The 25,957-nt window shown below is 60.5% G+C and carries 24 protein-coding genes and 1 riboswitch; of the genes, 7 read left to right on the top strand and 17 right to left on the bottom strand.

Features of this window, described 5'->3' with window-relative positions; all coding sequences use genetic code 11:
- Window positions 1-70 precede the first annotated feature (70 nt).
- The 6 genes from JFT63_RS19885 to JFT63_RS19860 all read right to left on the bottom strand — a co-directional run bounded on the left by JFT63_RS19885 (window position 71) and on the right by JFT63_RS19860 (window position 5,705).
- Window positions 71-1,066, bottom strand: coding sequence for an esterase-like activity of phytase family protein (locus JFT63_RS19885; protein ID WP_198844586.1), 996 nt, complete (start codon window positions 1,064-1,066; stop codon window positions 71-73).
- Complete coding sequence (gene parE / locus JFT63_RS19880; RefSeq protein WP_057702572.1) at window positions 1,066-2,970, bottom strand: DNA topoisomerase IV subunit B; 1,905 nt, start codon at window positions 2,968-2,970, stop codon at window positions 1,066-1,068. Before parE ends, JFT63_RS19885 begins: the two co-directional genes overlap by 1 nt.
- A 46-nt stretch (window positions 2,971-3,016) precedes the next feature.
- Complete coding sequence (locus tag JFT63_RS19875; protein ID WP_057702571.1) at window positions 3,017-3,625, bottom strand: YqiA/YcfP family alpha/beta fold hydrolase; 609 nt, start codon at window positions 3,623-3,625, stop codon at window positions 3,017-3,019.
- Between the two features lie 113 nt (window positions 3,626-3,738).
- Window positions 3,739-4,551 (bottom strand): 3',5'-cyclic-AMP phosphodiesterase, encoded by an 813-nt coding sequence (gene cpdA / locus JFT63_RS19870; protein ID WP_057702570.1) that lies wholly within the window; start codon window positions 4,549-4,551, stop codon window positions 3,739-3,741.
- 96 nt (window positions 4,552-4,647) lie between these two features.
- Window positions 4,648-5,097 (bottom strand): DUF1249 domain-containing protein, encoded by a 450-nt coding sequence (locus JFT63_RS19865; RefSeq protein ID WP_017138485.1) that lies wholly within the window; start codon window positions 5,095-5,097, stop codon window positions 4,648-4,650.
- A complete protein-coding gene (locus JFT63_RS19860; RefSeq protein ID WP_198844585.1) occupies window positions 5,088-5,705 on the bottom strand; it encodes an NUDIX domain-containing protein in 618 nt (205 codons plus the stop codon). The genes JFT63_RS19865 and JFT63_RS19860 overlap by 10 nt, the downstream gene beginning before the upstream one ends.
- 193 nt (window positions 5,706-5,898) lie before the next feature.
- Between JFT63_RS19860 and JFT63_RS19855 the strand changes: the two genes are divergently transcribed.
- Entirely contained in the window at window positions 5,899-6,645 is a 747-nt protein-coding gene (locus JFT63_RS19855; RefSeq protein WP_057702568.1) for an RsiV family protein, read from the top strand.
- Window positions 6,646-6,827: 182 nt separating this feature from the next.
- Here JFT63_RS19855 and thiC read toward each other — a convergent pair whose 3' ends face one another.
- Window positions 6,828-8,732, bottom strand: coding sequence for a phosphomethylpyrimidine synthase ThiC (gene thiC / locus JFT63_RS19850; protein WP_233102353.1), 1,905 nt, complete (start codon window positions 8,730-8,732; stop codon window positions 6,828-6,830).
- Between the two features lie 149 nt (window positions 8,733-8,881).
- A riboswitch (TPP riboswitch) is annotated at window positions 8,882-8,987 on the bottom strand.
- 196 nt (window positions 8,988-9,183) lie between these two features.
- Here thiC and JFT63_RS19845 point away from each other — a divergent pair.
- Complete coding sequence (locus JFT63_RS19845) at window positions 9,184-10,623, top strand: TolC family outer membrane protein (RefSeq protein ID WP_057702566.1); 1,440 nt, start codon at window positions 9,184-9,186, stop codon at window positions 10,621-10,623.
- A gap of 118 nt (window positions 10,624-10,741) precedes the next feature.
- Here the strand turns inward: JFT63_RS19845 and waaA are convergent, their stop codons facing one another.
- Together waaA and JFT63_RS19835 are read right to left on the bottom strand one after the other, a co-directional pair.
- A complete protein-coding gene (gene waaA, locus JFT63_RS19840) occupies window positions 10,742-12,019 on the bottom strand; it encodes a lipid IV(A) 3-deoxy-D-manno-octulosonic acid transferase (protein WP_198844584.1) in 1,278 nt (425 codons plus the stop codon).
- A 23-nt stretch (window positions 12,020-12,042) separates the two neighbouring features.
- Complete coding sequence (locus tag JFT63_RS19835; protein WP_057702712.1) at window positions 12,043-12,933, bottom strand: LysR family transcriptional regulator; 891 nt, start codon at window positions 12,931-12,933, stop codon at window positions 12,043-12,045.
- Between the two features lie 100 nt (window positions 12,934-13,033).
- Between JFT63_RS19835 and JFT63_RS19830 the strand changes: the two genes are divergently transcribed.
- The 4 genes from JFT63_RS19830 to JFT63_RS19815 are packed head-to-tail and all read left to right on the top strand — an operon-like array spanning window position 13,034 to window position 16,416.
- Entirely contained in the window at window positions 13,034-13,369 is a 336-nt protein-coding gene (locus JFT63_RS19830) for a DMT family transporter (protein ID WP_057702564.1), read from the top strand.
- Between the two features lie 55 nt (window positions 13,370-13,424).
- Window positions 13,425-14,600 carry an NAD(P)/FAD-dependent oxidoreductase gene (locus tag JFT63_RS19825; protein WP_186559544.1) on the top strand — a complete coding sequence of 392 codons (1,176 nt, stop codon included), beginning with the start codon at window positions 13,425-13,427 and terminating at the stop codon, window positions 14,598-14,600.
- Window positions 14,597-15,409: an aldo/keto reductase gene (locus JFT63_RS19820; RefSeq protein ID WP_198844583.1), complete on the top strand. Its 813-nt coding sequence runs from the start codon at window positions 14,597-14,599 to the stop codon at window positions 15,407-15,409. The genes JFT63_RS19825 and JFT63_RS19820 overlap by 4 nt, the downstream gene beginning before the upstream one ends.
- 41 nt (window positions 15,410-15,450) lie before the next feature.
- Window positions 15,451-16,416: a hypothetical protein gene (locus tag JFT63_RS19815; protein ID WP_057702561.1), complete on the top strand. Its 966-nt coding sequence runs from the start codon at window positions 15,451-15,453 to the stop codon at window positions 16,414-16,416.
- Window positions 16,417-16,433: 17 nt separating this feature from the next.
- Here JFT63_RS19815 and JFT63_RS19810 read toward each other — a convergent pair whose 3' ends face one another.
- The 6 genes from JFT63_RS19810 to JFT63_RS19785 all read right to left on the bottom strand — a co-directional run bounded on the left by JFT63_RS19810 (window position 16,434) and on the right by JFT63_RS19785 (window position 23,342).
- Complete coding sequence (locus tag JFT63_RS19810) at window positions 16,434-17,369, bottom strand: NAD-dependent epimerase/dehydratase family protein (RefSeq protein ID WP_198844582.1); 936 nt, start codon at window positions 17,367-17,369, stop codon at window positions 16,434-16,436.
- On the bottom strand, window positions 17,362-18,786 hold the full coding sequence (gene hldE / locus JFT63_RS19805; RefSeq protein WP_057702559.1) for a bifunctional D-glycero-beta-D-manno-heptose-7-phosphate kinase/D-glycero-beta-D-manno-heptose 1-phosphate adenylyltransferase HldE: 1,425 nt from the start codon (window positions 18,784-18,786) through the stop codon (window positions 17,362-17,364). Before hldE ends, JFT63_RS19810 begins: the two co-directional genes overlap by 8 nt.
- A 103-nt stretch (window positions 18,787-18,889) precedes the next feature.
- Complete coding sequence (gene cysC, locus JFT63_RS19800; RefSeq protein ID WP_198844581.1) at window positions 18,890-19,498, bottom strand: adenylyl-sulfate kinase; 609 nt, start codon at window positions 19,496-19,498, stop codon at window positions 18,890-18,892.
- Entirely contained in the window at window positions 19,491-20,195 is a 705-nt protein-coding gene (locus JFT63_RS19795) for a sulfotransferase family 2 domain-containing protein (protein ID WP_057702557.1), read from the bottom strand. Before JFT63_RS19795 ends, cysC begins: the two co-directional genes overlap by 8 nt.
- A 151-nt stretch (window positions 20,196-20,346) precedes the next feature.
- Entirely contained in the window at window positions 20,347-22,155 is a 1,809-nt protein-coding gene (msbA, locus tag JFT63_RS19790; RefSeq protein ID WP_186559548.1) for a lipid A export permease/ATP-binding protein MsbA, read from the bottom strand.
- An 8-nt stretch (window positions 22,156-22,163) separates the two neighbouring features.
- Entirely contained in the window at window positions 22,164-23,342 is a 1,179-nt protein-coding gene (locus JFT63_RS19785; protein WP_057702555.1) for an O-antigen ligase family protein, read from the bottom strand.
- 149 nt (window positions 23,343-23,491) lie between these two features.
- Between JFT63_RS19785 and JFT63_RS19780 the strand changes: the two genes are divergently transcribed.
- Entirely contained in the window at window positions 23,492-24,058 is a 567-nt protein-coding gene (locus tag JFT63_RS19780) for a toluene tolerance protein (protein ID WP_186559550.1), read from the top strand.
- Here the strand turns inward: JFT63_RS19780 and JFT63_RS19775 are convergent.
- Window positions 24,047-25,144: a glycosyltransferase family 4 protein gene (locus JFT63_RS19775; protein ID WP_198844580.1), complete on the bottom strand. Its 1,098-nt coding sequence runs from the start codon at window positions 25,142-25,144 to the stop codon at window positions 24,047-24,049. The two genes, JFT63_RS19780 and JFT63_RS19775, sit on opposite strands and share 12 nt — an antisense overlap.
- Window positions 25,145-25,183: 39 nt before the next feature.
- Window positions 25,184-25,948: a glycosyltransferase family 2 protein gene (locus JFT63_RS19770; RefSeq protein WP_186559553.1), complete on the bottom strand. Its 765-nt coding sequence runs from the start codon at window positions 25,946-25,948 to the stop codon at window positions 25,184-25,186.
- Window positions 25,949-25,957: the final 9 nt, after the last annotated feature.

Here is a 25,957-nt window from a genome sequence, read left to right as displayed (position 1 = left end):
GGCCTCATCATTGTTGGGTAACGCGCAGCGGAACTGCCGCTGCGCCGGGTCAATTGAAAAAACGGCTGGCTCATGGCTGGGCGCTCCAGCCACCGGCAGGGGCGGCGAAACGATAGACCACGGGGCGTTTCTCACCATCGGCGCGAGGGCCGAAATTGTTATCTATACCGATCCATGCGCCGTCGGCGTCCAGCAGCAGGGCTTCGGCCAGGCCGTAAGGCTGTGGATAACGCCGCTGCGGCGTAAGGGTCTCATCGGCAAACGACCAGCACAGCTCAACCTTGGCCGTGACCGTGTCGCGCCGGCAAATCTGGAACGCATTGCGCTCCAGGGTAAACAGCTTGCCATTGAACAGCGCCAGGTCGGCAAAGTCATTGGATACCGCCTTGGCGTTGGTAAACTGCGCCGGCTGCACTTCCTGCCCGGCCTCGCTCAGCAACACGCAACGGCCATCGCAATCCCACACGCTCTGCCCGCGCTTGATCGAGATCAGGCCGCGACGCTCACGCTCGGCGGCCAACCAGATCTGGTTGCCTTCGGGGCTCACCGCCAGCCCCTCGAACAAAGCATTGAAGTGCAGCAACATGCCACTGGCCCTGGCTTCACGCACCATGCCAGGCGCGATTTTCAACCACTCGGGCGCGCCCGTCGCAGGCACCTGCAACACGGCGGCATGGGCTTCACTGACGATGTAACGGTTGCCTGCGGCATCACAACTGATGCCTTCAAAATCCAGGTCGCCACCGCGAATAAACGAAGCAGCCTTGGTACGCGAACGCAGCCCCCAAGGCAGACCAGACTCGGGCACCGGTGGCAGATCGATCTTCAACGCTTGCGCGCTCCAGGTCGGCGCACGGGTATCCAGGCGGTAGATCTGATCATCATCGCGATCGGAAACCGTCCACAAGTCTGCGCCACACAACGCCAGGCCCGACAGGTTACCACCGCGCATACCGTCCACCGGGTGCTCGGACACCAGTTGCAGCTGCGCTATGCCGGCTGCAACCACGTGGGGACTTGCCAGTGCGCTCAACATCAGCATCGCCAGGGCGAAGCCTGTGCGCATCAGCCCAGAACCTCGGCCAGGTTGCCTTTGGATTCCAGCCAGGCCTTGCGATCCGGGGCACGCTTCTTCGCCAGCAGCATGTCCATCATTTCCGAAGTGCCGGCGAAGTCTTCCAGGGTCAGTTGCACCAGACGCCGAGTGTTGGGGTCCATGGTGGTTTCGCGCAGTTGCGGCGGGTTCATTTCACCCAGGCCCTTGAATCGCGTGACCTGCGGCTTGCCGCGTTTTTTCTCGGCCACCAGGCGATCGAGGATGCCATCGCGCTCGGCTTCGTCCAGGGCGTAGAAAATCTCCTTGCCCAGGTCGATGCGGTACAGCGGCGGCATGGCGACGTAAACGTGACCGGCATCCACCAATGGGCGGAAATGCTGGACGAACAAGGCGCACAACAACGTGGCGATGTGCAGGCCGTCGGAGTCGGCGTCGGCGAGGATGCAGATCTTGCCGTAGCGCAGCTGGCTCATGTCCTCAGCGCCCGGGTCGACACCGATTGCAACAGCGATATTGTGCACTTCCTGGCTGGCAAGCACTTCGCTGCCGTCCACTTCCCAGGTATTGAGGATCTTGCCGCGCAACGGCAGGATCGCCTGGAACTCTTTGTCCCGCGCTTGCTTGGCGGAACCGCCGGCAGAGTCACCCTCCACCAGGAACAGCTCGGAGCGCATCGGGTCTTGCCCGGCGCAGTCGGCCAGTTTGCCGGGCAATGCCGGGCCCTGGGTGATGCGCTTGCGCTCGACTTTTTTGCTGGCCTTCAGGCGCCGACCGGCGTTGTTGATCGCCAGCTCCGCCAGGGCCAGGCCCAGTTCCGGGTGCTCGTTGAGCCACAGGCTGAAGGCGTCCTTGACCACACCGGAGACAAATGCCGCAGCTTCACGGGACGACAGGCGTTCTTTGGTCTGACCGGAGAATTGCGGCTCCTGCATCTTCATCGACAGCACGAACGCGATGCGCTCCCACACGTCTTCCGGCGCCAGTTTCACGCCGCGCGGCAGCAGGCTGCGGTATTCGCAGAACTCGCGCATGGCATCCAGCAAGCCTTGGCGCAAACCGTTGACGTGGGTGCCGCCCTGGGCGGTGGGGATCAGGTTGACGTAGCTTTCCTGCACGCTGTCGCCACCTTCGGGCAACCACAGCAACGCCCAGTCGACGGCTTCCTTGTTACCAGCCAGGCTGCCGCAGAAGGGCTCGTTGGGCAGGCGTTCGAAGTCGCTGACCGAGTCTTCCAGGTAGGAGCGCAGGCCGTCTTCGTAATGCCATTCGACCTTCTCGCCGGTGCCTTTGTCTTCAAAGCTGACCAGCAGGCCCGGGCACAATACGGCCTTGGCCTTGAGCACATGCTTGAGGCGGCTGATGGAGAATTTCGGTGAATCGAAATATTTCGGGTCCGGGGCGAAGTACACGCTGGTGCCGGTGTTGCGCTTGCCAACGGTGCCCACCACTTCCAGGTCGGTGGCTTTATAGCCATCGGCGAAGGTCATCTGGTACTCGTTGCCGTCGCGCTTGACCTTGACCCGCACTTGCGTCGACAGGGCGTTGACCACCGAAATACCTACACCGTGCAAACCGCCGGAGAACTGGTAGTTCTTGTTGGAGAACTTGCCGCCGGCGTGCAGTTTGGTGAGGATCAGCTCGACGCCCGATACGCCTTCTTCCGGGTGAATGTCCACCGGCATGCCGCGACCATCGTCGGACACTTCAAGGGAGTGGTCGGCATGGAGGATGACTTGTACCGACTTGGCGTGCCCGGCCAAGGCTTCGTCGACGCTGTTGTCGATGACTTCCTGGGCAAGGTGGTTCGGCCGACTGGTGTCGGTGTACATGCCGGGGCGTTTGCGCACCGGGTCGAGGCCCGAGAGGACTTCGATGGCGTCGGCGTTATAAGAGCTAGCGCTGGGAGTGGCCATGGGGTCTCGTCGTGAGTCGTTCGATTAAAAAGTGACCTGCGATTTTTTACAGTGACGAAAAATCGAAGGATTGATACTGATCTGCGCCAATGCCGGCAAAACTCAACAAGGCCGGCAACTGCTCGGCGAACCCTTGGTAACCATGGTCGCCCCCTGCCTGGATGCGTAAGGCACAGGCCCGGTAATACGCTTGGGCCAGGCGATAATCCAGGGTTTCATCTCCGGTCTGCAACCACACCTGATAACGCCCGGGATCCTGGGGCGCGGGGACCTCCAGCTCGGCCAGCGCCGCGACGTGATCGTGGGTCAACTCCCAAGTCTCATCGGTGTAGAGGTTCTTCTGGGTGCCCAGGTAACCATCGAACATCCGGTGCGGGCTGACCGCCGGATTGACCAGCAGCGCCTTCAGGCCATAGCGTTCGGCAAGATGGGTTGCATAGTAGCCGCCGAGTGAGCTGCCGACCAGCAGCGGCCGCCCCAGTTGGTCAATGGCCTGCTCCAATTGCAGAATCGCCTGACGCGGGTGGTGGTGCAGCGCCGGAACACGCAGCCGGTCGGACAGGCCAAGCTTGCCCATTACGGTGATCAACTGGCTGGCCTTGTTGGAGGCCGGCGCACTGTTGAAGCCGTGGATATACAGGATCGAAGCGGACATGCCGGGCTCTCCGTGCGTGGGCCAAAAAGGCGCAGTTTACAGGGATCGAGGCTGTGTGTGAGTACACACTCTCTCTGACACCCTCTCCCACATTTGATCAGTGTTTGCAGGTCTTAATAGCCGTTGCTGCCGTAATCGACCGTAAAAGCGAAGCCTTTGACTCGCTCCACCCCCGTTTCCAACCGTCCGTCGGCATGGAGGCGCAGCCAGCGATACCCCGGCGCTTGCTCGCTGACCTTGAATTCTTCACTGCCCGGCGCGAACTGGATGCAGGTGGACGGCGAGGCCAGCAACCGCACGCCGTTGCGCTCGCGATCGATTTCCTGATGCACATGCCCCCACAGTAGCGCCTTGACCTGCGGGAAGCGGTCAAGCACGGCGAACAGCGCCTCGGGATTGCGCAGGCCGATCGGTTCCATCCACGCACACCCGATGGACACCGGATGATGATGCAGGCACACAAGGTGATGGCGGCTCGGCGCTTCGCTCAGGGCCTGGGCGAGCAATTGCAGCTGCGAATCCTGCAGGTAACCGGGCACCGAACCCGGTACGGCGGAATCCAGCAGGGTGATGCGCCAATTGCCCACGTCCACCACAGGTTCGAGCAGGTCGCTCTGCACAGCAGCATGGGCCATAACCTGCGGCTCGTCATGATTGCCTGGGATCCAGCGCGTCGGCGCGCCGATGGGCGCGGTCATGTCACGAAATAGCTGATACGACGCCAACGTGCCGTCCTGGGACAAGTCGCCCGTCGCCAGCACCAGGTCAATACCCGGCTGTTGCTCGTGCACCAGGTCGATCACTCGTTGCAGGCTTTCACGGGTGTTCATGCCCAGCAGCGTGCCGTCCGCTTCGGCAAACAGATGGCTGTCGGACAATTGCACCAACAATGCAGCATCAGGGTTTATGGTGGGTACGCGAGGCAAGGCGCTCTCCCTGGCAATCACAGGCTTGGATAATTTGACGATTATGCTGGGGCAGGACTCAAAGAGGAAACCTGAGAAAACAGGCTCAGTTCACATCTAGCGCACAACTTCAAATTCGTGGCCCAGGGCCAGGCAGTGGCTCAGCCATTCGCCGAGGAACACATTGAGCTGTGCTTTTTCATCCGGCTGATGCATGAACACATTCGGGTAAGGATAGATGCTGCGAAAGCGTCGCGCATGTTCGGCACTGATCACTTCGGCCATACGCGCGTCGTGGTACACCTGCACTTCAAGTTGCGGCACCGGCAGCCAGGGCAGGCTGTGTTCCTGGCGCACGCGCAGGGTGGTGGTGTACGGGCAATTGACGATGACTTCCAGGGTCAGCACGCCGAGCATCTGGTCGCCATGGGTCACGGCGATACGCCGCGCCTCGGGGGCGTGACGCATATCGGGAAGCAGGCGCATCAGCCGCGCATAGTTGGCCTCGCAGGCGGCTTGCAGCCCGATCAGGTCTACTCGATAACGTTCCCGTGCCTTTACTGCCATAACCCCCTCACTTCCGCGCGATTAAGCGCAAGCCATTGCAGGGCGATGATGCTGGCTGCATTGGAAATTTTGCCGTCGCGCACCGCCTGAAAGGCATCTTCGAATGCCCAGACGGTGACGCGGATATCTTCTGCCTCTTCTTCCAATCCATGGATGCCACCAGCGCCCGCGCTGTCGCAACGGCCCAGGTACAGGTGGACAAATTCGGTACTGCCGCCGGGCGACGGGAAGTACTTGGTGATCGGCCACAGCGCGGAGAACGCCAACCCAGCTTCCTCCTCGGCCTCGCGGTGTGCAACCTCCTCCGGTTGCTCGTCCTTGTCAATCAGGCCAGCGACCATTTCTACCAACCAGGGGTTGTCGGCACGCCCCATGGCGCCGACGCGGAACTGTTCGATCAGCACCACCTCGTCACGTTGCGGGTCGTAGGGCAGCACGCATACGGCGTCATGGCGAACGAACACTTCGCGGCTGATCACGCGGCTCATGCCACCGTCGAATTTCTCGTGGCGCAGCTGCACGCGATCGAGCTTGTAGAAGCCCTTGTAGGCATTGTCACGCTGAACAATCTCAATCTTGTTCGGCGTCGACTTCGCGATGTCCGTCATAGTGTCCCTCGTTAAGCTCGTGCAATGGGCGCCATCCTAACGCGCCGATGCCCGTTGATGCAGCCCCTTTCCGGTTGCCGGGACCGGCGGCGGACGTCAAACTCCCCACCATCAGTCTAGTGGCGAACTGACTGCCTTGTTGGCAGTCCAAGCGCTACTCTTTTCGCTTTCCATCGATTTACGAAGGACACACATGTCGCTTTTAAAAATCGCCTCCATGGCCTGTATTGCCTTGACCCTGGGTGCTTGCCAGAGCCTGTTCCAACCCGGCCAGCTCAAGCCGCTGGACGTGACGACCGACAAGTCGGAACAGATCAAACCTGGCTGCAATAGCCCGGACTGCCCCCTGGTGAACATCGATACCGTGCACTTCCCCGCCGACCCGCAACTCGACAGCCTGGTCGAACAGCGCCTGCTGCAGATGACCCGCACCACGCCCGGCGCCAGTGTGCCTGCGACGCTCAATGCTTATCGAGACAAGTTCCTGCGCGAATCGGCAGACCGCCACAGCATGTATTTGCAAGCCAAGGTACGTGAGCAACATGACGCACTGGTGATCGTTGAAGTGTCCAGCTACCTCGACACTGGCGTGGCCCATGGTGAGCCTGGCCGTGGCTTCATCAACTACTCGCGTCTGCTGCACAAGGAACTGAGCCTGGCCGATATGCTGCTGCCGGGCCAGGAGCAGGCATTCTGGAACACCGCGAAAGTTGCGCATAACAGTTGGTTGATCAACACCAAAATGGACCGCGACCCGGAGTTCCTGAAGAACTGGCCTTTCCAGAAAACCCCGAACGTGGCCTTGACCAGTGGTGGTGTCGTGCTCAAGTACAACGTCGCCACCATCGCCCCTTACGCACAGGGGCTGATCGAAATCACCCTCCCCTATACGCGCCTCACCGGCGTGATCAAGCCTGAGCTGATGCCGGCACGCCGTTGATCGGTTGACGCTTCAAGGGTGTTATTGCAGAGGGCGATTGGGTGTTTGTCGGATCGCTATCGCGGGCAAGCCCGACTCCCACAGGGGACCGGCGGTGAACACAAAATCTGTGTACCACTCGGCCAACTGTGGGAGCCGGGCTTGCCCGCGATGACGGCGGTGCAGACACCGCCGCCTAGGGATCAGACCTTCTTGTAGAGCTGACTGCCTTCGCGCTTGAACCGCTCCGCCTGCTCGGCCAAGCCCTTGGCCACGTCCACATCCACCGCTTCAATACGCTGGTTGGCCGCATACTCACGCACTTCGTGAGTCACCTTCATCGAACAGAATTTCGGCCCGCACATGGAGCAGAAATGCGCGACCTTGGCCGACTCCTTCGGCAGCGTCTCGTCGTGGAATGCCCGTGCGGTATCCGGGTCCAGTCCGAGGTTGAACTGGTCTTCCCAGCGGAATTCGAAGCGCGCCTTGCTCAGGGCGTTATCGCGAATCTGCGCGCCAGGGTGGCCTTTGGCAAGGTCGGCCGCGTGGGCCGCAATCTTGTAGGTGATGATCCCGGTCTTCACGTCATCCTTGTTCGGCAGCCCCAAGTGCTCCTTGGGCGTGACGTAGCAGAGCATGGCGCAACCGAACCAGCCGATCATCGCCGCACCGATACCCGAGGTGATGTGGTCGTAGCCCGGCGCAATATCAGTGGTCAGCGGGCCGAGGGTGTAGAACGGCGCCTCGTCGCAGCACTCCAACTGCTTCTCCATGTTCTCTTTGATCAGTTGCATCGGCACATGGCCGGGGCCTTCGATCATGGTTTGCACGTCGTGCTTCCAGGCGATCTTGGTCAACTCGCCCAGAGTCTCCAGCTCACCGAATTGCGCAGCGTCGTTGGCATCGGCCACCGACCCCGGGCGCAGGCCATCCCCCAGGGAGAAGCTGACGTCATAAGCCTTCATGATTTCGCAGATTTCTTCGAAATGCGTGTAGGCGAAGTTTTCCTTGTGGTGGGCCAGGCACCACTTGGCCATGATCGCGCCGCCACGGCTGACAATGCCGGTCACGCGGTTGGCAGTCAGCGGTACGTAACGCAGCAACACGCCGGCGTGGATGGTGAAATAGTCCACACCCTGCTCGGCTTGCTCGATCAGGGTGTCGCGGAACAACTCCCAGGTCAGGTCCTCGGCCACGCCGTCGACTTTTTCCAGGGCCTGGTAGATCGGCACGGTACCAATTGGTACGGGCGAGTTACGGATGATCCATTCGCGGGTTTCGTGAATATGTTTGCCGGTGGACAAGTCCATGATGTTGTCCGAACCCCAGCGGATACCCCAGGTCATTTTCGCCACTTCTTCTTCAATGGACGAACCCAAGGCGCTGTTGCCGATATTGCCGTTGATCTTCACCAGGAAGTTACGGCCGATGATCATCGGTTCCAGCTCGGTGTGGTTGATGTTGGCCGGGATAATTGCGCGGCCGCGGGCGATTTCTTCGCGCACGAATTCAGGCGTGATGATTTTCGGAATGCTGGCACCAAAGCTGTGCCCGGCATGTTGTTGCTTGAGCAGGCCAGCTGCACGTGCTTCTTCGAGCTTCATGTTTTCGCGGATGGCCACGTATTCCATCTCGGGCGTAATGATGCCTTTTCGTGCGTAGTGCATCTGGCTGACGTTGGCGCCGGCCTTGGCCCGACGCGGGTTTTGCAGGTGGGCAAAGCGCAGGTTGGCCAGGTCCGGGTTATCCAGGCGTTCCTGGCCGTATTTGGAACTCAGGCAGGACAACCGCTCGGTATCGCCCCGCTCTTCGATCCACGGCGAGCGCACATCAGCCAGGCCTTTGCGCACATCGATGATGACGTTGGGGTCGGTATAGGGGCCGGAGGTGTCGTAGACCACCACAGGGGCGTTGATTTCGCCGCCAAACTCGGTGGGGGTCACGTCCAGGCTGATTTCCCGCATCGGCACGCGAATATCCGGGCGGGAGCCCTGCACGTAGATTTTCTGCGAGCGGGTAAACGGCTGCACGGAGCCGGAGTCGACCTTGGCCGATTCACTCAGGTGCACGGTATTTTTGGGTTTTGTATTTTTTATCTCAGTGCTCATCACGGGCTCTCCAACTGATCCAGGCGGTGGATGTTTGTCGGAGCGAACCTGTGACGGACGGACGCACTGGAACCAGTGCTGTGCTTGGCGCACGAGGGCTGTTCGATTGTCGAACAACATCCCGGACGAAGCACAAGAGGACTCGCCGGGTGACGAGAAATCTTGTTCCCTACGCAGGCGCTAACCTGATCAGGTTCAACGGGATCCGGTATTTACCGATCTCAGCCTTCCAACAAGGCACCCCGACAAGAACGCGGCCAGTCTAGACCATGGCGTGGGCAAATTGCCAATAGCGGTGCATTCAGCATGATGAATGGCGTGATCGTGGGATTGTTGTGCGCAGGCCCGGCCACTACACTCGGGCACTGCTTCAAGGCTTGACGCCAGGAATGGCCAGCCTTAGCCTTGAGCGCTAAATTATAGTCGTAATATTAAAATTAGGGATCGCCTCATGCTGCGCAAACTCTCACTGGCTGTTGCCGTGTCTTGTGCGACCAACGGACTGGTCTGGGCAGCTGAAGCGCCCTTGTCCACCAACACCGATCTGGTCAGCGTCTATCAGGAAGCGGCGAGCAACAACGCCGACCTGGCCGCTGCCCGTGCGCAGTACGGCGCGCAAAAAGAAGTGGTGCCCCAGGCCCGCGCAGGTTTGCTGCCGAATCTGTCGGCCGGTGCCGACAGCAATAACGTGCGTACCCAGATCGATCAACCGGCCGCCACGGCCAACCGTGACGCCCACTCCTGGCGCGCGACCCTGAGCCAGCCGCTGTTCCGTGCCGACCGCTGGTTCCAGCTGCAAGCCGCGCAAGCGGTCAATGAGCAAGCCTCGCTGCAACTGTCGGCCTCCGAGCAGAACCTGATTTTGCAAAGTGCCGAAAGCTACTTCGCCGTACTGCGCGCCCAGGACAACCTGGCGTCGACCAAAGCCGAAGAAAATGCCTTCAAGCGCCAGCTCGACCAGTCCAACGAACGCTTCGATGTGGGCCTGTCGGACAAGACCGATGTACTGCAATCCCAGGCCAGCTACGATACCGCCCGGGCCAACCGCATCCTGGCCCAGCGTCAGGTGGACGACGCTTTCGAAGCGCTGATTACCCTGACCAACCGCCAATACAACTCGATCCAGGGCATTGTCCATACGCTGCCCGTGCTACCGCCGGCGCCGAACGACGCCAAGGCCTGGGTCGAAACCGCCGGGCGTCAGAACCTCAACCTGCTGGCCAGCAATTACGCAGTAACCGCCGCCGAAGAAACCCTCAGGCAGCGCAAGGCCGGCCACTTGCCGACCCTCGATGCGGTTGCGCAATACGAAAAAGGCGACAACGACGCCCTGGGCTTCAGCAACCCGAATCAGCTGCCTATCCCGTACGGTGGCGATGTGTCGCAACGCACCATCGGCTTGCGGTTGAACATCCCGATCTACAGCGGCGGCCTCACCAGTTCGCAAGTGCGCGAATCCTATTCACGCCTGGACCAGTCCGAGCAACAACGTGAAGGCCTGCGCCGCCAGGTGGTGGAAAACACGCGCAACCTGCACCGCGCAGTGAACACCGACGTGGAACAGGTACAGGCACGCCGCCAGTCGATCATCTCCAACCAGAGCGCGGTGGAAGCCACGGAAATCGGCTATCAGGTGGGCACGCGCAACATCGTCGATGTGCTGGACTCACAGCGCCAGTTGTACGCGTCGGTGCGTAACTACAACAACAGCCGCTACGACTACATCCTCGACAACCTGCGTCTGAAACAGGCCGCCGGCACGCTGAACCCTGGAGACCTGCAAGACCTGGCGCGCTACCTCAAGGCCGACTACAACCCGGACAAGGACTTCCTGCCGCCGGACCTGGCCAAAGCCGCTGCCGAACAGCTCAAGGCCCGCCCCGGCTATTAAGCGCACCCCCGAACCCATGTGGGAGCTGGCTTGCCTGCGATGCAGACACCTCGGTACATCTGGTACACCGAGGTGATGCTATCGCAGGCAAGCCAGCTCCTGCATTGGGTTGGTGTTGTCAGTGTTTGATCAGTCTGTCCAAGCCATCCAGTAAACGCTTTAACGCGCCCTGGTTGGCCTGCATCACCTTGAGCCCCGCCTGCGCCATCTTGCGTGCGTCCTGGGGCAATTCGAACAACTGTCGCACCGCCTCGGCCAGCCCATCGGCATCGTCCACCTCTCGCAACGCCCCGGCATCACGCATCATCGTGCTGATTTCGAGGAAGTTGAACAGGTGCGGCCCCATGATCACCGGCTTACCCAGTGCCGCCGGCTCCAGCGGGTTGTGCCCGCCGGTCGGCACCAGGCTGCCACCCACAAAGGCACTGTCGGCCAGGGCGTAGAGAAACAGCAACTCGCCCATGGTATCGCCGAGCAACACCGAGGTTTGCTCGGTGACCGGTTCGCCGCTGGAGCGACGCACCGTGGCAAACCCTTGCTGCACGCTCAGCTCGAACATCGGGCCAAAGCGCTCCTGGTGGCGCGGCACCAGAATCAGCAACGCATTGGGATAGCTCGCCAGCAATTGGCGATGGGCCGCAAGTACGACTTCATCTTCACCTTCGTGGGTACTGGCCGCGATCCACACTGGCCGGTCGCTGGCGCCCCACTGTTCACGCAGGTCAGCAGCGTGGGCCGTCAACTGGGGGTCGACGGTCAGGTCGAACTTGATCGAGCCAGTCACTTCCACGGTTTCAGGGCGTGCGCCCAGACTGCGAAAGCGTTCGGCCTCGGTTTGCGTCTGCACGGCAAACAGGCTCATTTGCGCCAGCATCGGTGCCGTCAGCTTGGCGAAGCGGGCGTAGCCCTTGGCCGAGCGCGCCGACAACCGTGCATTGGCCAGCGCCACCGGAATACCGCGTTGGGCGCAAGCATGAATATGGTTGGGCCATAGCTCGGTCTCCATGATCACCGCCAGCTTGGGCTGCACACGGTCGAGGAAACGCTTGGCGGCGCACGGCAAGTCGTACGGCAAGTAGCAATGCTGGATGCGCGGCTCATTGGCGAACAACGCCTGGATACGCTCGGAACCGGTGGGCGTCATGCAGGTGACGGTGATCGGCAGTTGTGGATAACGCGCCAACAGCGCGCGAATCATCGGCGCGGCGGCAATGCTTTCGCCCACCGAAACGGCGTGCACCCAGATGCCGCCGGGGCGCATCACCGGCAAGCCACAGGAAAACCGTTCGCCCACGCGCTTGGCATAGGCCGGTGCCTTGCGCGCGCGCAGCCATAAACGTAAGGCCACCAACGGCAGCGCCAGGTAAAACAGACAGCTGTAGAGAGTTCTATTCATGGCGGCGGAGTTTATCGGCTTTTTCAGTCGATCGCCTGCAAGCACTCGGCAAATCGTTTGGCCAGGAAGCGGGCGGCGGGACCCAGGTGTTCATCGCGCCGCCATACCAGCTCCACTACCAGCGCCGGCGGTGTCCATTCGCTGGCTAACTCAACCATCTGTTGCTGGTAGGTCGGGTATTGCACGATGTGCCGAGGCAGCCAGGCCCAGCCCAGACCGCTCATCAGCCATTCGGCCAACACGTAGAAACTGTCGGCGCGCCACACCAGAGGGCTGGCCGCTTCGCTGCCGGGATAGACACTGGTCTGGGTCGACATCAACAACTGTCGATGCTGGGCCAGATGCTGACACGTCACATAGGTTTCGTTGGCCAGCGGATGATTCACCCCGCACACCGTGACCATTTCCACACTGCCCACTACCCGCCGCTCAAGGGCCTCGGGGATTTGGTCGTGGTAGAACAACAATCCCAGATCCGCCTGACGCTCCACCAGCTTGCGCGCCACATCGCCCTGGGCGGCGCTGGACAGTTGCACCTCCAGCAGCGGGTATTGCACCGCCAGCGCCTCCAGGCTATCGAGCACCGGCTGAAACAACATCGCCTCATCCTGGGCCAGGCGCAGGCAGGCTTCCTCGCCGCGGGTCAGGGACAGTGCCCTGCCGTTGAGTCGCTCGCATTGGCGCAGTACTTCACGTGCTTCCTCCAGCAACACGCTGCCGGCTTCGGTCAGGCGTGGCTGGCGGCCGCTGCTGCGCTCGAACAGGCTGACGCCCAGGTCCGCTTCCAGCAGGGCGATGCCATTGCTGACCGCCGATTGCGCCTTGCGCTGCCCGCGCGCCACGGCAGAGAACGAGCGCTGCTCGGCAACGCTGACAAACAGGCGCATCTGTTCCAGATTCCACTGCACGCTCATGGCTTAACCCATCTCCATTCCAGATAGGTAATGACTTTACCCCATCTGGCAAACGACTAGAATACCGACAGATTTTGAAACCACACCGAGGATTACCCCAATGAATGCCGCCTATGCTTACCTGGCCATTGCCATTTGCTCGGAAGTGATCGCCACTGTCTCCATGAAGGCGGTCAAAGGCTTGAGCACACCGATCCCGCTGCTGCTGATGATCGTGGGGTATGGCGTCGCGTTCTGGATGCTCACCCTGGTGGTGCGCACCGTGCCCGTGGGCGTGGCTTACGCGGTCTGGGCCGGGCTGGGGATTGTGATGGTCAGCGTCGCGGCGCTGTTCATCTACGGGCAGAAGCTGGATGTACCGGCGATGCTGGGCATGGGCCTGATTGTGCTGGGCGTGGTGGTGATTCAGCTGTTCTCGAAAACCGTCGGGCACTGACCGTCACTCAACAGCCTGTATACTGCGCCTCTTGTCTTGAACACTGAGGTCGCCGATGCCATCCGTTATTTCCACCGACGTTCTGATTGTCGGCGCCGGGGTTGCCGGCCTCTGGCTCAATGCGCGCCTGCGCCGCCAGGGGTTTTCCACGGTGCTGGTGGAAAGCGCCAGCCTGGGCGGCGGGCAAAGCGTGAAGTCCCAGGGGATCATTCACGGCGGTGCGAAATACGCCCTGCACGGCGCCCTCACCGGCGCCTCCGAAGCCATTGCCGACATGCCGCGCCGCTGGCGTGAAGCCCTGGCGGGTGACGGCGAGCTGGACCTGTCCGGCGTGCGCGTGTTGTCCCAGGCTCATTATCTGTGGTCCCCGGGCACGCTCGCCGGCAACCTCACCAGTTTTTTTGCCAGCAAGGCCGTGCGCGGCCGCGTCGATCAGGTCAAGGGTGAGGAGCTGCCTGCGGCCCTGCAAGACCGCCGCTTCAAGGGCAAGGTCTATCGCCTGGCGGAATTGGTGGTGGACGTGCCGAGCTTGATCGAGCGTCTGGCGCAACTGGCAGGTGACGGCTTGCTTGCGGGCCAGCACATCGAACCGTTGCTGGACGGTAATACGCTGGTGGGCCTGAAGGTCGATGGCCGCGAGATCCGTGCCCAGCGTATCGTGCTGAGCGCCGGCGCCGGCACCGCGGATCTGCTCGCCGCCCTGGGCCAGAGCCAGCCGGCCATGCAAAAACGCCCGCTGCATATGATCATCGCCAAAGGCCCGGGCCTCAAGCCGCTATACGCCCACTGCCTGGGCGGCGGTACCAAGCCACGCATCACCGTCACCACCCACCCGGCCGCCGATGGCAACTGGGTATGGTACCTGGGCGGGGATATCGCCGAGGCCGACGGCGTGGCGCGTACACCTGAAGAACAAATTGCTACCGCACAGAAAGAACTGGCGCAACTGCTGCCCTGGATCGACATGAGCCAGACCCAATGGGCGACCCTGCGGGTAGAGCGCGCCGAGCCGCTGCAATCGGGCCTGAGCCGCCCCGACAACGCGTTTGTGGCCGAGAACGGCCGCCTGCTGGTCGGTTGGCCGACCAAGCTGGCCCTGGCGCCGGACTTCGCCGATCGCGTCCTCCACGCCCTGGAGCGCGACGGCATCCGCCCCGGCGCCAGTACCCCACTGCCCGAGCTGCCAAAACCGTCAATCGGCCAACCCGCCTGGGAGCAACTGTTGCCATGAGCCTGCCAACCCTGCACGACCTGCATCGCCCACTGGGCAACACCGGCCTGCTGGTGTCGCCATTGGGCCTGGGCACCGTCAAGCTGGGCCGCGATCAAGGTGTTAAATACCCCAGCGGCTTTCAGATTCCTGGCGACGACGAGGCGCGAATGCTGCTGCGCCAGGCTCGCGAGCTGGGCATCAACCTGATCGACACCGCGCCCGCCTATGGCATGAGTGAAGAACGCCTGGGCCCGCTGCTGCGTGGCCAGCGCAACGACTGGGTGATTGTCAGCAAGGTCGGCGAAGAGTTTGCCGATGGGGTGTCTCATCACGATTTCAGCGCGGCCCATACGCGGATGTCGATCGAACGCAGCCTGAAACGCCTTGAAACGGATTTTATCGACCTGGTGCTGGTGCACTCCGACGGGAACGACTTGCATATCCTCAACGACTGCGAGGTTTACCAGACCCTGGGCCAACTGAAGCAGGACGGCAAGATTGGCGGTTTCGGCTTCTCCGGCAAAACCGTCGAAGGCGGCATCAAGGCGCTGGAACAGGGCGATTGCGCGATGGTCACCTATAACCTCAATGAACAGTCCGAGAAAGCCGTGATCGATTACGCGACCACCCATGGCAAAGGCATCCTGGTAAAAAAAGCCCTGGCCAGCGGTCATGTGTGCCTGGAGCCAGGAATGGATCCAATTCATGCCAGTTTCCAGCTGTTGTTTGCGCAAACGGGCGTCGCCAGTGCTATTGTCGGGACCATTAATCCGCTGCACCTGGCCCATAACGTGGCAACCGCTGCCCGAGTCATCCGTCAACTCTGATGCCGCCCACGCGGCCGACCCCGTCGCACAAAGGAGCCGACATGCCGCGTACGCTCATAAGAAAGAACCCCAGCAACTTCAAGACACTGCCGCTGCACGTCGAAGCCACCCCCGAAGGCCTGAGCTACCAGAGCGTCGGTATGCCGCTCAACTTCGCCCAAACCCTGCAACGGCGCAAGCCGGTCGAGGTGCCGGACGCCGAACGCTTCGCCCTGGAACTGGCGAACCTCGGCGTTTCTGTGCGCTTGACGTTGCACTGGCAAAACAAGGATTACTGGGTGTTGGTGCGCCAGCGTCGCCAGGACCGCGGCGATGTGGTGCTCAAGCTGATCTCCGGCTACGTCCCGGCCCATGAATTGAACCTGCCGCTGCATACCGCCATACAGGAAATTGCCGAAGAGTGCCTGCTGGAGACGCCTGAAGGCTGGCTCGGCGGGCGCTTCAACGACACCTGGCTACCGGCGCCCTACTCCGCCGCCCTGCATTACCGCGAAGCCCTGCCGTTTCGTCTGAGCCCCTTGTCCGGCGCCGCACGCCCGGTACGCTGCGCCACCACGCAACTGATCGAGCGCCCACGGGCCTACGTGCACCTGCCGACGGCGTCGCTGCAATTGATCTATGACTTGCGCCTGGAAGTGCCAAAGGAAGCCAAGTCCCTCAGCTTGTTCCATGTGGATGAGCGCCTGGAAGGCGACCAACTGGTGGCGCGCCTGGATCGCCAGCGTCCGGACCTGTACCTGATGCCATTGAAAGACGGCGAGCCGTTGGCCGAACTGTATACCGTCAAGAAAGATCAGCTCTACCCGGCCAGCACACGCGGTTTGTACCTGGCGGAAAGCTTTGCCCGGCAAGAGGGCTGGCTGGTGCGCGATGAGCGGATTCGCTGGAAGGATTGGCTGCGCCAGCAAGGCCTCGCAGAACCGGAAAAGGACTCGAAGCTCAAGCGCTTGACCGGCAAGGCGCGGCAGATGCTGCGCAAGATCGTGCCGAAGAAAAACAAACTGTAGGCGCGAGCAAGCGCTGATCAGCTATTGAGCAAGCGCTCCAGCCCAATCTTCAAAGGGGTAGGCTCAGGCAGTGTAAAACTCGCCAGCAATCGCTGATTGTTGGCGCGCGAATGGCGAATATCGCCCGAGCGCGCCGGCCCGTAAGTGACGGTTGGCAACGTGCCCACCACCTCCTCCAGAGCTTGCAATACCTGCTTAAGCGTAGTGGTACGGTTCCAACCTACGTTGATCGCCCCCAACGGAGTATTCGGGGACTCGATAGCCTGCACCAGCACATCGACCAGGTCTTGCACGTACATGAAGTCACGGGTTTGCTCGCCATCGCCAAACACGGTAATCGGCAGGCCCTGCTGAACGCGCTCACTAAAGATGCTGATCACGCCGGAGTACGGCGATGACGGGTCCTGCCGAGGCCCAAATATATTGAAGAAACGGAAGATCACCGGCTCCAGGCCATGCTGGCGGCGGTAGAAGTCAAAGTAATGCTCACCGGCCAGCTTGTCGGACGCGTAGGGCGTCAACGGTGCCTTGACGGTGGCTTCGTCGATCGACGCACCTTCGCCGTTGTTGCCATACACCGCAGCACTCGATGCATACACCACGCGCTTTACACCAGCTTTGCGCATGGCTTCGCAGACATTCAGGGTGCCGACAAAATTGCTCTGGTGCGTGCTGACCGGATCGTCCACTGACGCCTGTACCGAAGCCACCGCAGCCAAGTGCACCACCGCCATCGCACCGACAGCGGCATGCGCCAGCAACGTCGCATTTGCGACATCCCCCTCCAGCAGCTCCACCTGCGGATTGTCCAACGGCAGGTTACCGCGCTTGCCAGTGGACAAATTATCCAGCACACGCACGCGATAGCCCTTGGCTACCAGCGCCTCCACCAGGTGCGAGCCAATGAAGCCCGCGCCGCCAGTGATCAATATCAATGGATCGACTTTAATCATTGTTACGAATTTTCTCGACAATCGCCGTAGTAGAGCTGTTTTCAACCAGCCCCAGCACTTTTACTGTGCCACCGTAGGCACTGACGATATCAGCACCGACCACCTGCTCAACCGTGTAGTCACCGCCCTTGACCAGCACGTCCGGCTTGACCTGGGCCAGCAGGTTTTCCGGGGTGCCCTCGGAGAAGCTGATCACCCAGTCCACTGCGCCCAGACCCGCCAATACCGCCATGCGCCGATCCACACTGTTGATCGGGCGGCCCGGGCCTTTCAAGCGACTGACCGATGCATCATCGTTGACCGCGACGATCAAGCGATCGCCTTGGGCACTCGCCTGCTCCAGGTACGTCACATGCCCGGCGTGCAGAATGTCAAAGCAACCGTTGGTGAACACAATGCTTTCGTTATGGGCCCGGGCATCATCAATCGCCAGCAGCAATTGCTCCAGGCCCAGCACGCCGCGCTCCGAACCTTCGGAGCGCTGGATCGCACGGCGCAATTCCGGTGCGCTGATGGCAGCAGTACCCAGCTTGCCCACCACAATGCCTGCGGCCAGGTTGGCCAGGGCCACGGCGTGGGGCAGCTCCTCACCGGCCGCGATAGACGCCGCCAGGGTGGAAATCACGGTGTCACCGGCACCGGTAACGTCGAACACTTCACGGGCACGCGCCGGCAGGTGCATCGCCGGATGGCCCGGACGCAGCAGGGTCATGCCGTGCTCGCCACGGGTCACCAGCAGGGCGCCCAGATCGAGGTCGGCCATCAGCACCGCGCCCTTGCTCACCAGTTCGTGCTCATCGGCGCAACCGCCGACGATGGTTTCGAACTCACTGAGGTTGGGCGTGAGCAGGCTGGCGCCTCGATAAACCGAGAAGTCCTTGCCCTTGGGATCGGCAAGTACCGGAATGTTGCGAGCCTTGGCGGCCTGGATCAACACCTGGTGATTCTGCAAGGCGCCTTTGCCGTAGTCGGACAACACCAGCACCTTGATACCTTCGAGCAGTGCCTCGACCTGATCGCCAAGGGCCAGGGCGTCGGTGGCGAAGGGTTCTTCGAAATCGATACGCAGCAACTGCTGATGACGGCTCATGACCCGCAGCTTGACGATCGTCGGCTGATGGGCGATGCGCTGGAACAGTGCACGCACGCCAGCCCCCTGCAGGCTGTTGGCCAGGCTTTCGGCAGCTTCGTCGTCGCCGGTCACCCCCACCAGGGAGGCCGGAGCGCCGAGGGCAGCAATATTGAGCGCGACGTTGGCAGCGCCACCTGGGCGGTCTTCGATTTGCTCGACCTTGACGACCGGTACCGGCGCCTCAGGGGAAATCCGTGAGGTACCACCATGCCAGTAACGGTCGAGCATGACATCGCCGACCACCAAGACAGCGGCTTGATTGAATCGCGGCATGGACAACTTCATGGAGCAACCCACATACAAAATGAACAGGGCAGCGATATTAACACAGGGTGAGCGCCGTCTAGTTCGAGAGCTTTAACCGCTGTACATCACGTAGCAAAACTGATCATTTTTTGAGCACGCCCGCCAGAATACGATCCACCGCCTCGGTTATGCCCACCGTATCGGTGTTGATCTCGCAGTCGGCTGCCAGCGGCGCCTCGTAAGGGCTGTCCAGGCCGGTGAACCGCTTGATACGCCCGTCCAGCGCCGCACGGTACAAGCCCTTGGGGTCACGCCGGGCACAAACGGCAAACGGCGTACTGATGTAAATCTCAAAAAACTGCCCAACCCCGAACAACGCCCTGGCCGACGCCCGATCAATGCTGAATGGCGATATGGCCGAGACAATCACTATCAATCCGGCATCCACCATGAGCCGCGCCACTTCGCCAATGCGTCGGATATTTTCTTTGCGCGCCGTATCGCTCATACCAAGGTCACTGCACAAACCGGTACGCAAGTTATCGCCATCGAGCACGAAGGTATGCCGCCCCTGCTCGCTGAGCCGCACTTCAAGGGCATTAGCCAGGGTCGACTTGCCGGACCCGGACAGGCCCGTCAGCCACAGGCAGCACGGTTGTTGATGCTTGAGTGCCGCCCGCGCCTGCACCGATAACGACAAGGCAAAGGGCCGGATGACGGCAGATTCATTGGATAGAGAGTGGTTACTCATAACCCAGGACCTCGTAGTCGCGTATATAGGCACGCCGAACCAGGCGGCGGGTACGCGTGGAGCAAAACGTCTTGACCGGTTCGCTGCGGCGAGCCAGGGACGTATTCAGATGCGGCAAGGATGCGTTCACGCCGAGGCGTTCACACAGGTACTGGAAGTCTAGATCCAATGACTCGTGGCGCCCGAGAAAATCCATGGCCATCAGGCCCATGTGATCGACTAGAAAGTCGGTCTGTGGGGCGAAGTGCAGTTGGCGGCGCAGGTTGTCCGGGTGCAGCCACCCCGCCACGAAATGGTCAAAGTCTCGGTAGCTGGACAACAGCGTCCGAGCTTGCTGATCGCGGCCATCGGTCTGACTGCTGCGCAGATAGGTATAGGCCGAGTAGGCACGCTCCAGCGGATCGCGTACGAAAGCGAACTTGAAACTGCGTTCGCAGTGTTCCGGGAATTGCTGCTGGTACCAGTAATAGGGCAGATGCCCCGGCCAGCGTCCATCCAGAAGCGCGGAGCAGACGCTGCTGCCCGCACATTTGGGCACGTGGATAAATACGCACCTGCGTCGCTCAAAAGCAGGATTGAGCGCGATCGCCCCAGACAGGGATTTGTTCACCGCCTGACGATCTACTACCGACAACCGCCCCATCAGAAACATCCGTTGTTGCTTGGGAAGCAGTTTCCAGAATAGACGTTGCAACATTTCATCACCCACGCAAGAAGGTTGGCCTTCTCGTTCTCATTCGAATCGAGAAGGCCAACATAACAAACGATAGGCAGCGAATTATTTGGCTTTGGTCAAGCCTGTAAGCGGCTGGATACAAACATCGGGGCGTATTGCACGCCCCACAGCATCAGGTAATGTCGTTCTTCACCGGTTCGTCCAGACCCATGGCGTGCAGGCGCGAGTAATAGCCGCCCATGGCCAGCAATTGGACGTGTGTACCACGCTCGACAATCTCGCCGTGGTCCATTACCAGAATCAGGTCAGCTTTCTCGATAGTCGACAAGCGATGCGCGATTACCAGAGTGGTACGGCCCTTCATGACCTTGTCCAGCGCTGCTTGAATATGCCGTTCCGATTCGGTATCCAGTGCAGAAGTCGCCTCATCCAGAATCAATAGTGGCGCATTTTTCAGCAAGGCCCGGGCAATTGCCAGGCGCTGACGCTGCCCACCGGAGAGCAGCACACCGTTTTCACCGACTTCAGTGTCAAGACCATTTGGCAGCTCGGAGATGAAGTCCATGGCGTAGGCATCGGCAGCGGCTTTCTCGATGTCGGCACGCGGAGCGTCGGCAAGGTCCCCGTAGGCAATATTGTTGGCAACGGTGTCATTGAACAGGGTGACATGCTGGGTCACCTGGGCCACATGCCGGCGCAGGTTGCGTAGACGGTAGTCTTCGATTTCTACCTCGTCCAACAGGATTTCTCCGGTTTCGTGGTGATAGAAACGCGGTATCAGACTGGCAAGGGTCGACTTGCCACTGCCCGAGCGTCCAACCAGGGCGACCATCTGACCAGGCGCTGCGCTGAAGGAGATATTCTTGAGCACTTCACGCTCCGCCCCCGGGTAGGTGAAGCTAAGGTTGCGCACGTCCAGGCGGCCGCTGACGCGTTCACGCTCAACCGTCCCAGTGTCCACCTCAGGTTCTTCATCCAGCTGCTCGAAGATACTCTCGGCGCCAGCCACACCCTTCTGGATCGTCGAGCTGACTTCCGACAACTGACGGATCGGCTTGGGCAACAGGCCTGCGGCGGTGATGTAGGCTACCAGGTCACCGGCCGTGGCATCGCCACGCAGCAACAGCACCAGGAACATCAGCACGGCCATGGCGGTGTAGATCACCAGTTGCAGCATCGGCGTATAGACCGCGCCGGTCTTGTTCATGCGCAGCTGCTTGTCGGTATTGCCTTGGCTGGCAGCGGCAAAGCGGCGCTGCTCATAACCTTCGCCACCGAAGCTGCGTACCACGCGGTAGCCCTGGATGGTTTCCGAGGCCACATGGGTAACGTCGCCCATGGCCACCTGGATCTTCTTGCTCTGCTTGCGGAATTTCTTACTGGTGCTACCCACCATGATCGCGATCAACGGAAGGATCGCCAGCATCACCAAGGTGAGTTTCCAGTTCATCCACAACAGGTAGCCGAACAGGAATACCACCGTCAGACCCTCACGGATCACAACCTTGATTGCATCCGTGGCCGCGCCGGTGACCATGGTCACGTTGAAGGTAATACGGGAAATCAAATGCCCCGAGTTATGGGAGTCGAAGTAGCGGTTAGGCAGGACCAGCAGTTTATTGAACAGCTGGACGCGCAGGTCATGCACCAGCCCCAGGGAAACCTTGGCCAGGTAGTAGTTGCCCAGGAAGGACCCCAGCCCTTGCCACGCAGCGATCAGAATGATCAGCAACGGCACGGCCATCAACAGCTTCAAATCCTTGAAGAACGGGACCTGGGGCAGGAACACCACGTCCGGGTTACTCAAGCCGTCCACGAAGTATTTGAGAATTCCGGCGAGCATCGGCTGGGTGGACGCGAAGATCACGAAGCCCACAATACTCAGCAGAAACATGCCAACGTAGGGTTTCACATAGCCCAGCAGCCTGAGATAAATTTTCAGGCTGGACTCTTGGTCCGCTTTGGGCGGTGCGTCACTCATGGTCAAGCTCACTGATCGGGTAGGACGCGAACTTTATCACAAGCATCGGGCTTGGCCCGAGCCCAGACCAAAACACTGGCCAGTGCGACCGGCAACCAGGAGATGAACCACTCGGCCCGCGGCGTGCCTGTCAGGCTGGCAGCGTCGAACTGCATGGCCAGGAACGAAAACACCCACATCCCGATGATTCCCTTGCCGTAGAGGGTGTCGCGCGCCTTCCAGGCTTGCCACAGCACACCGAACCACAAGCCGCACCACAGCAACAGGCCGGGCAGGCCCAACTCGATTGCCACGTGACTGAACAAGTTGTGGGTGTGATCGAAATAGAGGTTATCGGCAAATACCTTGTAACCGCCCCCCAACCCCAGGCCGGTCCACGGATGCTCGGAAATCATCTGCAGCGCCGCCATGAAGATTTGTGGCCGGTAAGAAACACCACGGGCCAGCATCAGCGATTGCATGGCAAAAAATACCGCCACCGCCACTATGACCGCGCCGATCGCAACGACCACAGTGCGCCGATCACGGTACCAGGCCGGCATTGCCACAACAGTGAGCAATAATGCCAGCGCGGCACCGCGACTCTGGCTCAACACCACGAACAGCCCCAGGAGCGCGATGGACAGTACCCACATCATCTGCATCCAGCGGCCACGAGGGAGCCAGTGCAGCAGCCATATGGCAGCCAGACCAATGACATAGGCACCCAGGATCGGGTGGGACAATTGGCCCAGACCTTCGAGGCGCGAGGACCAGGCATTGTGCTCAAAGCCATAAAACTTGACGATTGCCACCAGCGACGACAATGCCAGACCAAAACCGCCCCACTGCATCACACGAATAACGCGCTCGGCCTGGCCGCACGCGAACACCGGGAAAAACAACAGGAACACACCGATATACAGCAAGCGCTTGGCCTCGCGCGAAGGGTCTTCGGCGCTGGTCCACAACAGGCTGATCAAGCCCCAGACGGCCAGCAGGCCCACCATCAGGCACAACCAGCGTTGGGCATGCCATACGGCCTTAAGCTGCTCACGCGCGGACCAGGCAAACACCATCGCCGGCAGCCAGAGAAAAAGCGTCAGCCCTTGTTGATAAATCTTGTTGGTCGGCGCGAAGGCAATTGCCAGCAAAAACCACAGCAAACCCAGAATCATCCACCCCTGCGCCCAACGACTTGCTTGCATCACCCGCTCCTGAATCCGTTTAACCTGCCAGGCCGGCATGGTTAAAATCCAAAACTTTCGGCATTATTGCCGATCACTGTGCCCCGCTATTCCCACAAGGCTTTCCAACGATGCAATGTTCAAGGCTTCCCCAAGCCGATTTAAATTCGATGGTTGAAGGCGCCAAAATCCTGGAACAGGACAGCTACGGCCCCAAAGTCTACCTGCTGGCCGACGGAAACATCCTTAAACTGTTTCGCCGCAAACGTCTGCTTTCTTCCGCACTGTTTCGCCCCTACTCCAAACGATTCATCGATAACGTCGCGCAACTGCAACAGCGCGGGATTCCAACCTTGACCGTACTGGCGTTCTTCCAACTGTCCACGCCCGGAATGACGGCAGTGCTGTACCGCCCGTTGCCGGGGGAAACACTGCGCCAGATTTCCAGCCAGGAAGGCTTTGACTGGCACGCGAACCTCGACCCACTGGTAGCACTTATTCGTCGCCTGCATGGCGCGGGGATCTACTTCCGCTCCCTGCACCTAGGCAATATCGTCGTCACACCGGACAACGAGATGGGGCTGATCGACGTGGCGGATATGCGTTTTTTGCGCGCACCACTGAACCCGGAGCTCGCACGGCGCAACCTGCAACATTTCGCACGCTATATTGCGCGCGAGAAGCTGAACGAACGCTTTCCAATGCAAGCATTGGAGCAAGCGCTGCTAGCGGCATGAGAACAACCGCTCTGTGGTCTGCTTGAAGTCATCCCAGGCTTGTTCAGGTGCCAGCACCCGCGACTGAGTCTCGACCACCGCGTCGCAGGACGTCGCGAACGCGCGCTCCATCAGCTCGCCCCAGGCAACTGGATCATCGACGGGTGCGTACCAGCCTGCGTCACCCAGTTGCTCGCGGAAGACTGCAAGGTCACTGGTCAGCACGGGAACGCCAGCCATTACCGCCTCTTGCAGGATCAGCCCCAGCCCCTCTTCCGAGGACGGAATCGCCACCCAGTCAAACGCACGGTAGAGGGTCGCCGCCTCAGGCAAATGCCCCGGAAGAGATACCCGGCCCTGTAAACCGAGCTGCTCGATACGCGCCTCTAGCGCTTCCCGTGCGCGCCCTTCGCCGATGATCACCAAGCGGGCGTCCGGTTTATCGGCCGAGACGCTAGCGAAACTCTCCAGCAAACAAGCAAACCCCTTGCCGTCCACCAACCGACCTACCGCACCCAGCACCGGCGAGTCACTCACAGACAACCCCAGACGGGTGCGAGCCTGTTCACGGGGCAGCGCCGCAGCACGGAAAACGGCAGGGTCGAAGGCGCTGCGCAGCACCGCCACCGGCCGTTGCAAATAACACTCGAGAGTGCCGGCAAGGGTTTGCGATACCGCGGTCAACGTGAGTTGCGACGCGGGGAACTGCGCAATCAGCTTTTTATCAACGCTGCGCAAACGTGTGGTGCCATGAAAAATCACGACTGCGCGCACATGTGGCAAGCGCTTGAGCACGGGTAGAAGCACTCGTGCGACACCAATCCCATCAAGGAGCACAACTTGCAAATCCTCTGGCAAGGCTTTTTGAAAGCGCGCGCGCATCCAAGGCATCAGCAGCTTCCATAAATGCCGCCCCTTTAGCCGTGCAGAGGACAGATCCCACTCTACGGGCTGCTCAGTCAGGCAATCATTCCTGATCGCACGCCCCTGCAGCAGCCAGGTATGCACAGATACAGATTTGTCGGCGTGGGACAGTATTTGCTGATGTACTTTCTGCACCGAGGCAAATGCAGTACCACCGGCCCACATGATGTTGAGAATACTCATCGAGAAAACCTTGTGCGGCGTGCGTACGGCGATTCGTAATTACTGATGGATCAACCAACCGATGCCGAGCCCAAGGACCAGCATCGCCGCGAGTTTGATTCGCTCCCTTCGCTTGCGTCGCGCTTTCGTTACGCGCTCTTCTGACGTCGACACGTGCAAGCCGAAACCGGTATGAAGGACCGCATCACCTTCCAAAGTCACGGCACCCAGGTTCAACTGCGCGTAACGCTTGGAGAGCCCCTTCTCGCCCTGGAACCCTGCAAACGGCGCGCACAAACGGTATTCCTTTATCCGCCGCAGGCCAGGGTTAAGCGAAAAACCCTGCCACTCCGGCTTGTCGGACAGCAACGGATAACACGGTACACCGCCGATCACCTCACGCGGCCCCAGATGGATATAGGGACTGTGCACTTGCAAGTCGTACACGTAGTTACGCAACCAAACCTGAAGGATATCCGGGCGCTGCTGCAACACTGTCTTGGAATCCTCGATAAACCCCGGTCGATAAAAGGCCCAATCGTCCTCGCAGTGGAATATGTAAGGAGTCTTGACCGACTGGTAGGCCAGATCTATGGATGCCAGCTGTCCAAGCTTTGGTCGGTTGACGAAAAAAACACAGTGGTCATGCCAGTGCTCCGGGATCGCCAGGCGAACAGCGTCATCGCCGGAGTCCTCGGTAATAATGACCTCACGGATATCCGCCGTATTGAACTGGTCGAAGCTCTCGAGCGTGTGCTTCAACAGATCGAAGCGGCCGCAGCTAGTCACGACAAGCGTTATGTCACTTTGATCAGAGAATTGCATCAAAACCTC

This window comes from Pseudomonas sp. MF7453 (genome assembly GCF_016405455.1).
Lineage (GTDB): Bacteria > Pseudomonadota > Gammaproteobacteria > Pseudomonadales > Pseudomonadaceae > Aquipseudomonas > Aquipseudomonas paralactis.
Note: the sequence above shows the minus strand (reverse complement) of the source record. Positions and strands in the feature narration are given on the sequence as shown.